At 67.9% G+C, this 12,882-nt stretch carries 7 protein-coding genes and 2 pseudogenes; 7 read left to right on the top strand and 2 right to left on the bottom strand.

Going from position 1 to position 12,882, the window contains the following annotated elements:
- The 3 genes and pseudogenes from argC to I71_RS22525 form a co-directional block, all read left to right on the top strand.
- Window positions 1-646 (top strand): annotated as a pseudogene (gene argC, locus I71_RS22535) (N-acetyl-gamma-glutamyl-phosphate reductase); the annotation flags it as partial.
- Window positions 647-823: 177 nt separating this feature from the next.
- Window positions 824-1,360: a gamma carbonic anhydrase family protein gene (locus tag I71_RS22530; protein ID WP_042698554.1), complete on the top strand. Its 537-nt coding sequence runs from the start codon at window positions 824-826 to the stop codon at window positions 1,358-1,360.
- 170 nt (window positions 1,361-1,530) lie between these two features.
- Window positions 1,531-2,142 carry an OmpA family protein gene (locus I71_RS22525; protein ID WP_042698552.1) on the top strand — a complete coding sequence of 204 codons (612 nt, stop codon included), beginning with the start codon at window positions 1,531-1,533 and terminating at the stop codon, window positions 2,140-2,142.
- Between the two features lie 139 nt (window positions 2,143-2,281).
- Here the strand turns inward: I71_RS22525 and I71_RS22520 are convergent, their stop codons facing one another.
- Window positions 2,282-2,983, bottom strand: a complete 702-nt coding sequence (locus tag I71_RS22520; protein WP_042698549.1) for a pyridoxamine 5'-phosphate oxidase family protein — start codon at window positions 2,981-2,983, stop codon at window positions 2,282-2,284.
- A gap of 120 nt (window positions 2,984-3,103) precedes the next feature.
- Here I71_RS22520 and I71_RS22515 point away from each other — a divergent pair, with 120 nt between their 5' ends.
- Window positions 3,104-4,597, top strand: a complete 1,494-nt coding sequence (locus I71_RS22515) for a PLP-dependent aminotransferase family protein (protein WP_042698545.1) — start codon at window positions 3,104-3,106, stop codon at window positions 4,595-4,597.
- On the opposite strand, the gene I71_RS22510 is transcribed toward I71_RS22515, so the two are convergent.
- A complete protein-coding gene (locus I71_RS22510; RefSeq protein ID WP_042698542.1) occupies window positions 4,594-5,523 on the bottom strand; it encodes a glycosyltransferase in 930 nt (309 codons plus the stop codon). The genes I71_RS22515 and I71_RS22510 overlap by 4 nt on opposite strands.
- Before the next feature lie 283 nt (window positions 5,524-5,806).
- Between I71_RS22510 and treS the strand changes: the two genes are divergently transcribed.
- The 3 genes and pseudogenes from treS to I71_RS22495 form a co-directional block, all read left to right on the top strand.
- Entirely contained in the window at window positions 5,807-9,169 is a 3,363-nt protein-coding gene (gene treS, locus I71_RS22505) for a maltose alpha-D-glucosyltransferase (RefSeq protein ID WP_042698537.1), read from the top strand.
- A 146-nt stretch (window positions 9,170-9,315) separates the two neighbouring features.
- The gene (glgB, locus tag I71_RS22500) at window positions 9,316-11,598 is read left to right on the top strand and encodes a 1,4-alpha-glucan branching protein GlgB (RefSeq protein ID WP_375731216.1); all 2,283 of its coding nucleotides are present in this window, start codon (window positions 9,316-9,318) and stop codon (window positions 11,596-11,598) included.
- A 557-nt stretch (window positions 11,599-12,155) separates the two neighbouring features.
- Window positions 12,156-12,882, top strand: a pseudogene (locus I71_RS22495) (glycogen debranching enzyme GlgX); the annotation flags it as partial.

Genomic DNA, 12,882 nt, shown 5'->3' with positions numbered 1-12,882 from the left:
ACCGAGTTCACCGCCAGGGCGTGCGCAAGGCGCGCGTGGTGGCGATTCCGGGTGCTACCCGACTTGCTCGCTGCTGCCGCTGCTGCCGCTGCTGATGGAAAACCAGATCGAGCCGGGCGGCATCGTCATCGACGCCAAGTCCGGCGTGTCGGGCGCCGGCCGGGACGCCAAGCAGGCCAACCTGTTCACCGAGGTCTCGGAAGGCTTCAATGCCTATGGCGTCGGCCACCACCGCCACATGCCGGAGATCGAGCAGGAGCTGCGCCTGGCCGCCGGCCGGCCGATCACCGTCTCCTTCACTCCGCATCTGGTGCCGATGAACCGCGGCATGATGGCGACCATCTATGTCCGCATGGCCGAGGGCGTCACCGCCGACGACCTGCGGGCGACGTTGGCCGCCCGCTATGCCGACGAGCCCTTCGTCGGCGTGACCCCGGCCGGCGTGGTGCCGGCGACCCGCCATGTCCGCGCGTCCAACCACAACCTGATCGGCGTGGTCGCCGACCGCGCGCCGCGCAGCGCCATCATCGTGTCGGTGATCGACAATCTGGTGAAGGGCGCCTCGGGGCAGGCGATCCAGAACATGAACGTCATGATGGGGCTGGGGGAGACGACCGGCATCGATCAGGCGCCGCTTTTCCCGTAATCGGGTACCGCAAAAGGACAGGCGGGGGGCTGTGACAGGGTTGTGGCCTCCTGTCCGCACTGTTGCACAGAGGCACCAATCGGGATTTGCTTTGGTCTGTCAATGCGAAATCAGGTGGTGCCTTAAGCCTTACGGTGCTTCAATCCGGCCCGTCATGCACGACTTCGGTACGACCTGATGACCGGCCTTGTCCGCGCCTTCAACGGCATCCTGCCCACCGTCGACCCGACCGCCTTCATCGCGGAAACGGCGGCGGTGATCGGCGATGTCGTGATCGGGGCGAACAGCAGCATCTGGTACGGCTGCACGGTGCGTGGAGACGTCAACGAGATCCGAATCGGCGCTCGCACCAACATTCAGGACGGCACCGTGATCCACGTGGCCACCGAAGGGCAGGGCACCTACATCGGCGACGACATCACCGTCGGCCATATGGCGTTGCTGCACGCCTGCACGCTGGAAGACGGCTGCTTCATCGGCATGAAGGCCTGCATCCTGGATGGGGCCCATGTCGAGTCGCGGGCGATGGTCGCAGCCGGTGCTCTGGTGACGCCCGGAAAGCGGGTTACGTCCGGATTTTTGTGGGCCGGCAGCCCTGCTAGACCGGTTCGCGAGCTTACGGAAAAGGATCTCGCGGTTTTTCCTGTGCTCAGCCACCGTTATACGGATTTGGCAGAATCCCACCGGAAAAGCTGCTATGGAAGTGGAGCATAGGTCAAGGTACAGGTACGGTTTGGCCGAACGGCTGAGGTGTCGGAACATCGCCGCACACCCCATGTTGGGAAGGTCGCTGCCGCGCTTGCACGTGGGCTGATGCTTCGATCGATACGTTCATCCCCCGCAGGCACTCTGATGGGGAAGGGTTCTGGAAGGGAGTGAAGACAATGAAGACTATTGTTCGCGCGGGTCTGGCTGCCATCCCGGCCGCCATCGTCGCTTTCGGTCTGTCGGCGGCCGCCAATGCCCAGGACGCGAGCCTGGTCGGCAAGGGCACCGAGTGGTGCAACCCGGTCATCGGCTGGACCGGTCAGGTGTCGGAAGGCGTCGCCGCCCGCACCGCTGGTGGCGGCTATGTCATCCATCAGGGCAGCTATCCGTGCCCGCCGGCCGCTGCCGCTCCGGCTCCGGCCGCCGTCGCCGCGGTCCAGAGCGAATATCTGGTGTTCTTCGACTGGGATAAGTCGAACATCACCCCGGCCGCCGATCGCGTGATCGGTGACGCGGTGTCGGCCATCCTGAAGAACGGTGGCGCCAAGATCCACGTCGTCGGCCACACCGACACCTCGGGTTCGCCGGCCTACAACCAGAAGTTGTCGGTCCGTCGTGCCGACGCGGTCAAGAAGGCCCTGGTCGCCAAGGGCATCCAGGCTGCCAACATCACGACCGAAGGCAAGGGCGAGAGCCAGCTGCTGGTCCAGACCGGTCCGAACGTCCGCGAGCCGTCCAACCGTCGTGCGCAGATCCTGCCGCGCCTGCTGAACGCTCCGTCGTCCTAAGGACGGTTGGCAGGGGGCCGCTCCGGGGGTTTCGGAACGGCCTCCCGCCTGCGGGAGAAACCGCAGAAAAAGGCCGCACCGGGCTTACCGGTCGCGGCCTTTTTCCGTTTCTGCCTGAGATTTTTCAGTCTGAGATTTTTCAGCCGGCGCTTTTTTGGCGGGCGATCTGGGCCGGGTCCTGTTCCGGCTCCCCAGCGGTCAGCCGCAAGGGCACTACGCCCGCCCACACCGGGTGGTCCATGTCCTCCGGATCGTCGCCTGGCGGGCCGGAGCGGCGCTTGGCCGACGCCTCGGCGATGGGGAAGGCCAGAACGCTGGTCGCTTTCAGTTCCTGCGTGTTGGGTGCCCGCACCTTGGCGCTGCGGCCGGGCTCGATCTTCTCCATCAGCGCATCGAGCGCCGCCCGCTTCTCCGCCTCCTCAGACACCAGCCGCGGCCGGCCGAACAGCATGACCGAGCGGTAGTTGACGGAGTGATGGAAAGCCGACCGCGCCAGCACCCAGCCGTCGATCAGCGACAGCGTGATGCAGGCCTCGCCGCCCTCCTGCAAGCGCCGCATCATCCGGCTGGAGGAGGCGCCGTGGATCAGCAGCTCGTCCCCCACCCGCCAGGGAATGGTCGGGATCACCATGGGGGAGGGGGTGCCGTGGCCCCCGCTTTGCCCCTTGATGGCGTCGTCGACGAAGCCGACGTGGCAGATCGGCGCCTCGTCGATGATGGCGTGGATCAGCGCGACGTCATGGCTGCCGCGGTCGCCCAGACGCACCGGACGGGTGCGCGGGGTCTGGGGCAGCGCGGTCGGGGATTCGGAGGCGGCGGAAGCGGTGGGAAGACTGGTCATGCTGGTGCTCAAGGCCGGACTGTTGCGATAGCCCAGAATGAGCGGCAGAATGGCTCCCTCAAAAGGTCCGGAATGCCGATTCCATAGGGACCAATTTTCTTGCCCCCCACGAGGATCGCCATGGCCCGTTCGGCACGTCCGGTTCTGTCGAGCCTGGGGCCGGTGGCGCTCGGCCGGGACGGTGCGGAGCCGCTCCACCGACAGCTCTACCGCGCCCTGCGTCAGGCGGTGCTGGACGGCCGTCTGCGTCCGGGGGAGCGGCTGCCGCCCAGCCGGGCGCTCGCCACCGACTGGGGCCTGTCGCGCAACACGGTGGTCACCGCCTATGAGACGCTGCTGGCGGAGGGCTACATCACCGGCCGGGTCGGCGCCGGCACCTTCGTCGCCACCTCCCTGCCCGATGCCATGCCTGCGGGAGGCACCGCGCGCGACGAAGCGCGCCGCGGAGTCGGCCTGTCCGCCCGCGGCCGGGCACTGGCCGAGGCGCCGTCCATCGCCCGCGACCGGGTGGGGCGCCCCTTCGCGCTCGGCACGCCGGACCTCGGCGCCTTTCCCTTCGCCCTGTGGGCGCAGCTTCTCGGCCGCTGCTGGCGCCATGGCGGGCGGATGCTGGCGACGGAGCCGGATCCGCTCGGCCATGTCCCCCTGCGCACGGAGATCGCCGCCTATCTGCGTGCTGTCCGTGCCGTGCGCTGCGAGCCGGAACAGGTCGTCATCGTCTCCGGCGCGCAGCAGGGTTTGGCGTTGATGGCGCAACTGCTGCTCGACCCCGGCGACGAGGCCTGGGTGGAGGAGCCGGGCTGGCCCGGCAACCGCGCCGCCCTGCTGGGCGCCGGGGCGCGGCTGGTCCCGGTGCCGGTGGACGGGGAGGGGATCGACGTCGCCGCCGGGATGGCACGCGGGGCCGGCGCCCGGCTGGCTCTGGTCACCCCCTCGCACCAATTCCCCCTGGGCGTGACCATGAGCCTTGCGCGCCGGCTGCGGCTGCTCGACTGGGCGGCGGCCCGCGACGCCTGGATCGTCGAGGACGATTACGACAGCGAGTTCCGCTATGCCGGCCCGCCGCTGGCCGCCCTCCAGGGCCTGGACGGCGCCGGCCGGGTCATCTATGTCGGCAGCTTCAGCAAGGTGATGTTCCCGGCGCTGCGGCTCGGCTATGTCGTGGTGCCGCCCGATCTGGTCGAGCCGGTGCGCGCCGCGCGCCGCCATTTCGACGGCGGGACCAGCGTGGTGCCGCAGGCGGCATTGCACCGCTTCCTGGCCGACGGCCATTTCGCCTCGCACCTGCGGGCCATGCGCTCGCTCTACGCCGCCAAGCGCACCGCCATCCTGGAGTCGATCTCAGACGCCTTCACCGGAGTCGCCACGGCGGAGGCCGGGGAAGCCGGCATGCATGTCCTGCTTCGCCTGCCGCCGGACTGCCCGGACCGAACCCTGGCCGAGCGGGCCGCCCGCATCGGCCTGACCACGCCGCCGCTGTCCACCTATTACCGCACCGACGGCGGGAGTTCCGGCAACGGCCTGCTGCTGGGCTTCGCCGCCCACGACCCGGCGGCACTGGACCGGGCGGTGCGCGATCTGGCGCGGCTGGCCGTGGACCTGTCGAAGGGCTAAACCGCCTCCGCCACCCGTTCCATCGCCGGCAGTTCCCAGGCCGGATAGCGCAGGCTCAGCTGGTGGGTGCGGTCCTGCATGTCCAGCACCGGGCGCAGCACCGACGGGTCGGCCCGCATGGCGTCCTCGCCCGCCATGTGGACGATGCCCAGGCGGCGGTTGGGCAGGTAATACTCGACCAGTTCCCGTCGCTCCGGGTCGAAGCGCCAGGGACCGATGTAATTGCACCATTCCGGCAGAAGCTCCACCGGCAGCCCGTCCAGATAGATGGCGCCGGCCATCGCCAGCTGGTCCGAGGTGAACAGCCGGCCCTTGCGCAGCACCCGCTTCTGCCAGCGCTGGAACGCCTCCCAATGCGGCGCGTCGGCCTTCAGCGCATAGGCCCCGGCATTGAGCGTTGGGCGGGTCGCCAGCGCGCGGCATTCCGCGGTGGTCAGGCCGGCGCGGCTGGAGTTCTTGTAGAGGATGGAGCGCACCCGGGCGAAGCCCCCGAACAGCCAGTTCAGCCGCAGCTCCGTCTCCGAGAAGCGGCCGAACTGGGCAACGATGGCGAAGCGGTTCAGCGCCGCCCCGCGCCGCAGCATCTCCACCGCCTCCCAATCCTGCACCCAGGCATCGGCGTCGATCCAGATCACCGTGTCATAGCCGGGGAAATAGGTCGGCAGGTGCAGCTTGGCGAGGTTGGCCTTCAGATGGATGCGGTTGCGCAGCTTGTGCGCCGGGATGCTCACCGGCCAGGGCGGTGTCACCACCGCGGCCCCCTCGGCCTTGAGGTCGGCAATCTGCTCGGCGGTCAGCCCGGCGTCGATCACGCCGATGGGGCACTCCGCCGCCGGCTTCAAAGCCCGCAGCGAGGCGATCAGTTCGCGGATCAGCGGGCAGTAGCGGGAGTCGCCGCCGGTCACGACGATGAAGGAGCCCAACATGATGTATCCGGTACGCTCTACGCGCAAAGTTTTACGGTGGCTCACCCTGCCTGCGTAATCCGTCGGCGTCAATCGGTGTCCGGACCGGGTTGCCGCGCTTTCGACCGGATGTTTCAGCCTGCCATCCGATGGGTGTACGCCCTGGTTGTCGCCGTCCTGCCTATCCGGAAGTCAGGGGTTGCCGGACGGCTAAGCGGGTGAAACCTTCGACCCGGTGGCTTGTTTCCGTCCCGTGTTCCCGCGACACGTGTTCCGTCAATCGCTTCTCGAAAGTGCTGGACCCATGATCGATCGGCAGGACCGGCTTTGGTACAAGGACGCCGTCATCTACCAACTGCACATCAAGGCGTTCTTCGACGCCGACAATGATGGCATCGGCGATTTCGCCGGTCTGACCCAGAAGCTGGACTATATCCAGGAGCTGGGGGTGACGGCGGTGTGGCTTCTGCCCTTCTATCCATCGCCGCTGCGCGACGACGGCTATGACATCGCCGACTACACCTCGGTCAACCCGACCTACGGGACCGTGGAGGATTTCCGGCGCTTCATGGAGGAATGCCACAACCGCGGACTGCGGGTGATCACGGAGCTGGTGATCAACCACACCTCCGACCAGCATCCCTGGTTCCAGCGCGCGCGGGAGGCGCCGGCCGGCTCCAACCACCGCGACTATTATGTCTGGTCCGACAGCGACCAGAAATACCAGGGCACCCGCATCATCTTCTGCGACACCGAGAAATCCAACTGGACCTGGGATCCGGTCGCCAACGCCTATTACTGGCACCGCTTCTATTCGCACCAGCCCGACCTGAACTTCGACAATCCCGAGGTTCTGGAGGAGGTGCTGAAGGTGATGCGCTTCTGGCTGGACATGGGGGTGGATGGGCTGCGGCTCGACGCCATCCCCTACCTGAAGGAGCGCGAGGGCACCAACAACGAGAATCTGCCGGAGACGCACGACGTCCTGAAGGCGATCCGCGCGGCGCTCGACGCCGAATACCCCGACCGCATGCTGCTGGCCGAGGCCAACCAGTGGCCGGAGGACGTGCTGCCCTATTTCGGCGATCCCGAGAAGGGCGGCGACGAATGCCACATGTCCTTCCACTTTCCGCTGATGCCGCGCATCTACATGGCGGTGGCGATGGAGGACCGGCATCCCATCGCCGACATCATGCGCCAGACGCCCGACATCCCGGCCGACTGCCAGTGGGCCATCTTCCTGCGCAACCACGATGAACTGACGCTGGAGATGGTCACCGACACCGAGCGCGACTATCTCTGGAACTTCTACGCCGCCGACCGGCGCATGCGGATCAACCTCGGCATCCGCCGCCGCCTCGCCCCGCTGCTGGAGAACGACCGCCGCAAGATCGAGCTGCTGAACAGCCTGCTGATGTCGATGCCCGGCACGCCGGTGCTCTATTACGGCGACGAGATCGGCATGGGCGACAACATCTATCTCGGCGACCGCGACGGCGTGCGCACGCCGATGCAATGGTCGATTGACCGCAACGGTGGCTTCTCGCGCGCCGACCCGGCGCGGCTCTATCTGCCGGCGGTGCTCGACCCGATCTACGGCTTCATGGCGGTCAATGTCGAGGCGCAGGCCCGCAACCCCTCCTCGCTGTTGAACTGGATGAAGCGGCTGGTGGCGGTGCGCAAGCAGCGCCAGAGCTTCGGCCGCGGCGGCTTCTCGCTGCTCTATCCCGGCAACCGCAAGGTCCTGGCCTACATCCGCTCGCTGGAGACGGAAAACGGGTCGGAGATCGCGCTGTGCGTCGCCAACCTGTCGCGCTCGGCCCAGGCGGTCGAACTCGACCTGAAGACCTGGAAGGGCCGCATCCCGGTCGAACTGCTGGGCCGCACCGTCTTTCCGCCCATCGGCGACCTTCCCTATCTGCTGACCCTGCCGGCCTACGGCTTCTACTGGTTCGCGCTGACCGCCGAGGCCGAGTTGCCGACCTGGCACGAAACCCCGCCGGAGCCGGTGCCGGACCTGCTGACCGTCGTCGTGCGCGACGGCTGGCACAGCCTGACCAGCGGCAAGGCGGCGGACGAGCTGGGTCGCGACATCCTGCAGGCTTTCCTGCCACAGCAGCGCTGGTTCTCCGCCAAGGACCGCCGTATCACCCGTTCCCACGTCACGCTCGCCGCCCAGCTTCCGGGACCGGGCGAGGGCTTCATGCTGGTCAGAACACAGGTGGGCCTGGACGGCGACGCCGCCGACCAGAGCTATTTCCTGCCGATGGCGATGAGCTGGGAGGATGGGGCCGGCGGCACCGGCTGGCCGCTGCTGCCCTACACGCTGGCCAAGGTGCGGCGCGGTCCGCGCACCGGCGCCATCTATGATGCGGTCCAGGCCGACGGCTTCGCCCTGGCGCTGATCGAGGCGTTGCGGCGCGGCGATTCGCTGAAGGCCGCGGCCGGTGACGACAGCATCCGCTTCACCCCGACCGAGGCTTTGGGCGCCATCGAGCTGTCGCCGGAGGCCGAGGTGCGGCGCCTGGGCGTCGAGCAGAGCAACACCTCCGTCCTGGTCGACAGCCAGATCGTGCTGAAGGTGCTGCGCCGTCTGGTGGAGGGCGAGCATCCCGAGGTCGAGATGGGCCGCTTCCTGACCGAGGTCGGCTTCGCCAACACCCCGGCCCTGCTGGGCACGGTGGAACAGGTCGCCGCCGACGGCACGCCGACCGCGCTGGCGGTGGCACAGGCCTTCGTCCGCAACCAGGGCGACGGCTGGGCCAGCACGGTCGAGGAGTTGGAACGCCAGCTGGAGGACATCCGCCTGGGCGTCGCCGGCTCCACCGAGGATGCCGCCGAATCGGGCGAGCCCTTCGGCATGCATCTGGTGATGATGACCACGCTGGGGCAGCGCACCGCCGAACTGCACCGGGCGCTGGCGCAGCGCACCGGCAACCCGGCCTTCGATCCGGAGCCGATCGCCGCCGACGATCTGGCGCGCTGGGCCGACGCCGTCCGCGTCCAGGCGGAGGCCGCCTTCGCCGCTCTGCCAGGAGCACTGGACCGCCTGCCTGCCGATGTGCGGACTGACGCCGAACAGCTGCTGTTCCGCCGTTCTGAGGCGCTGGAGCGGATTGCGGCGCTGGCGTCCATGCCGGCCGGCGGCGTCAAGACCCGCATCCATGGCGACTATCACCTGGGGCAGGTCGTCCGCGCCCAGAACGACTGGTACATCCTCGACTTCGAGGGCGAGCCGGCCAAGACGCTGGAGGAGCGCCGCGCCAAATCCAGCCCGCTGCGCGACGTCGCCGGCATGCTGCGCTCCTTCAACTATGCCGCCTGGGCGGCGCTGTTCCGGCTGGACAGTGCCGGCGAGGGGGCCAACAGCGGCGACAGCCCGGCGCTGGCCGCCGCCCGCGACTGGGAACGCCGCAGCGTCGAGTCCTTCCTCGACGGCTACCGCACGGCCATCGAGGGCTGCCCGGTCTGGCCGGCGGACGAACAGGGGGGCGAGGATACCGCGCGCGGCCTGCTGACCCTGTTCCTGCTGGAGAAGGCCTTCTACGAGATCGGCTACGAGGCGGCGAACCGGCCGAACTGGATCGGCATCCCGGTCAAGGGCGTGCTGGGGCTGCTCGACGGTGCGAACGAAGAGGGCGCCAGAGAGGGCGGCGCGAAGGAATAGCCGGACAAATCCGCGGCGGGCATGGTGTGACGAAACCGCCGCGGGTATGTTCACGTCCGGAGAAGGCGTCCCGGCGTCGGAACGGGTATGGTCCACGGGACGACAGGGCCTCCACGAAGAAGGGCACTTGGCCAATGGCGAGCGACATGACGACGGACACCCGCAAGGACCAGGCGCAGACCGGCGTCTCCGAAAGCCGTAACCCCGGCCCCACCGATCACCGGGCCGAGGCCCTGCGCGCGGCGGCGGACGCCATCGCGCGGGCCGACCATGGCGACCCCTTCGCCGTGTTGGGCATGCAGCAGGAGGCGCCCGGCCGTCCGGTGGAGGTCCGTGCCTTCGTGCCCGGCGCGGAAAAGCTGTGGGTGATCGACAGCGCCACCGGCGAGCCGGCGGGCGAGGCCGAGCGCATCCACCCGGACGGCTTCTACCGCGCGGTGCTGCCCGACCGGACGGAGCGTTTCCGCTACCGTCTGCGTGCCCAGTACCCGCTGGCGACCCAGGAGTTCGAGGACGCCTACCGCTTCGACAACATGCTGGGCGAGCTGGACGTCCATCTGCTGGCCGAGGGCACCCACCTGCGCAATTACGAGAAGCTGGGCGCCCATCCCCGCGAGGTCGACGGCGTCGCCGGCGTGTCCTTCGCCGTCTGGGCGCCCAGCGCCCGCAGCGTCAGCGTCGTCGGCGACTTCAACAACTGGGACGGCCGGCGGATGCCGATGCGCCGGCGCGTCGAGGTCGGGGTGTGGGAAATCTTCGTGCCCCATGCCCATGCCGGCCAGCGCTACAAGTTCGAGATCCGCGGTCCCAACGGCAATCTGATGCCGGCCAAGGCCGACCCTTATGCCTTCCGGGCGGAGATGCGCCCGGCCACCGCCTCGGTCGTCCACGGCCTGCCGTCCTACGAGTGGCGCGACCAGGACTGGCAGAGCCGCAAGCTTGCCGCCTCCGACCGCACTGCGCCGATCTCGATCTACGAGGTGCATCTCGGATCCTGGGCGCGGGTGCCGGAGGAGGACAACCGCTTCCTGACCTATCAGGAACTGGCGGAGCGGCTGATCCCCTACGCCAAGTACATGGGCTTCACCCACATCGAGCTTCTGCCGATCACCGAGCATCCGTTCGACGGATCCTGGGGCTACCAGCCCATCGGCCTCTATGCGCCGACCGCCCGCCATGGCTCGCCGGAAGATTTCAAGGACTTCGTCAACGCCTGCCACCGCGCCGGGCTGGGCGTGCTGCTCGACTGGGTGCCCGGTCATTTTCCGACCGACCCGCATGGGCTGGGCAATTTCGACGGCACGCATCTCTATGAGCATGCCGACCCGCGCCAGGGCTTCCACCAGGACTGGAACACCCTGATCTACAATTTCGGCCGGACGGAGGTGCAGAACTTCCTGCTGGGCAACGCGCTGTTCTGGCTCGACCAGTACAAGCTGGACGGGCTGCGCGTCGATGCCGTCGCCTCCATGCTCTATCTCGACTACAGCCGCAAGGAGGGAGAGTGGGTCCCCAACAAGTTCGGCGGCCGTGAGAACCTCGAATCCATCGCCTTCCTGAAGCGGATGAACGAGCTGGTCTACGGCCAGCAGCCGGGCGCGATGACGGTGGCGGAGGAATCGACCTCCTGGCCGATGGTGTCGAAGCCGACCTACCTCGGCGGTCTCGGCTTCGGCTACAAATGGAACATGGGGTGGATGCACGATACGCTGCATTACATGCAGAACGACCCGATCCACCGCCGCTACCATCACCACCAGATGACCTTCGGGCTGATCTACCAGTTCTCCGAGAACTTCGTGCTGCCGCTCAGCCATGACGAGGTGGTGCATGGCAAGGGCTCGCTGATCAACAAGATGCCGGGCGACGACTGGCAGAAGTTCGCCAACCTGCGCGCCTATTACGGCTTCATGTTCGCCCATCCCGGCAAGAAGCTGCTGTTCATGGGCGGCGAGTTCGCCCAGTGGAACGAGTGGAGCGAGGCGCGCAGCCTGGACTGGCACCTGCTGGACCAGCCGCTGCACCGGGGCATGCGCGACCTCGTCCGCGACCTGAACCACCTCTACCGCGAGCTGGAGCCGCTGCACAAGACCGACTGCGACCCGTCCGGCTTCGAATGGATCGAATCGAACGACAACGAGAACTCGGTCTTCACCTTCCTGCGCAAGGCCGACGAGTCCGGGCACATCGTCATCGCGGTGTGCAACTTCACGCCGGTGCCACGCCAGGGCTACCGCGTCGGCGTGCCGCTGCCCGGCCGTTATGTCGAGCGATTGAACACCGACGACGCGAAGTATGGCGGCAGCGGCGTCGGCAATCCCGGCGGCGGCGTCTATGCCGAGGAAGTGCCCTGGCATGGCCGCACCCACTCGCTGGACCTGACCATCCCGCCGCTGTCCACCCTGATTTTGGAGCGGGCGGCGGAGTAGCCCCTTCCGCCCAACCCATACCCGCTCCTCCAACCCGACACCCATCCCTTCTCCCCCCTGGGGAGAAGGTTAGGATGAGGGGGTGCCGAAGGCACGGCCCCGACTTGCACGGGGGGCTGCACTGTCATGCCCCCGTTCGGTGCGTTCCCAACCTGACCGGTGCGGCGCATTCACACCCTCTTCCGAGACGGGAGAAGGCGATCGTCGTCAAATGCGACCACCCGCCCATTGTTGCCAACCTCCCTTGACGGCGGTGAGGGGAGGCTTTCTTATTGGATCCCTTGTGTCTTTTCGGGGAACCGGTGAGGCGTGCGCTGGCTGATGGTCGACAGGAACCCCGTTCCCTCCCTTGATGACGCACTGCGCACCCGGCTGGCAAACCGCAGGGCGCCGTGCCGCCAGGGGCATGGAACAGTGGAACACCCCCCGAAAACTGTTTCATCCTGTTTCAAACGTTCCATCCGCCGGCTTCCTGGCCGACGCCCCGCCGGATCGCCCGCCGGATCGCCCGCCCTGCCGACCACCTCCACGACCTCCACCACACAGGCCGTCCGCTGATGCCCCCCATTCCCGCCCGCACCCCGGTCTGGCCCGGCAAGCCCCATCCGCTCGGCGCCACCTGGGATGGATTCGGCGTCAATTTCGCGCTCTTCTCCGCCCATGCCGAGCGGGTGGAGCTTTGCCTGTTCGACAAGACCGGCCAGCGCGAGGTGGAGCGGGTCACCCTGCCGGAGCACACCGACGAGGTCTGGCACGGCTATCTGCCCGACGCGCGGCCCGGCCTGCTCTACGGCTACCGCGTCCATGGGCCGTACGAGCCGGAGGAGGGGCACCGCTTCAACCCGAACAAGCTGCTGCTCGACCCCTATGCAAGGGCGCTGTTCGGCGGCTTCAAATGGTCGGATGCCCATTACGGCTACCGGGTCGGCTCGACCAAGGAGGATTTGTCCTTCGACCGGCGCGACAATGCCCGCGGCATGCCGAAATGCCGGGTGGTGGACGGCGCCTTCACCTGGGGCCACGACCGTCACCGCCGGGTGCCCTGGACCGACACGGTGCTGTACGAGACCCATGTCCGCGGCTTCACCATGCGCCATCCCGAGGTGCCGGCCCATCTGCGCGGCACTTTCGCCGGCATGTCGACCCAGAGCGTCATCGAGTATCTGCGGGCGCTCGGCATCACCTCGGTGGAGTTCCTGCCGGTCCAGGCCATCGCCGACGAGCAGCATCTCGTCACCCGCGGCCTGACCAACTACTGGGGGCTACACACCATCGGCTTCTTCG

This window comes from Azospirillum sp. B506 (assembly GCF_000333595.1).
Taxonomy (GTDB): Bacteria; Pseudomonadota; Alphaproteobacteria; order Azospirillales; family Azospirillaceae; genus Azospirillum.
This window is presented reverse-complemented; position numbering and strand designations above follow the sequence as displayed.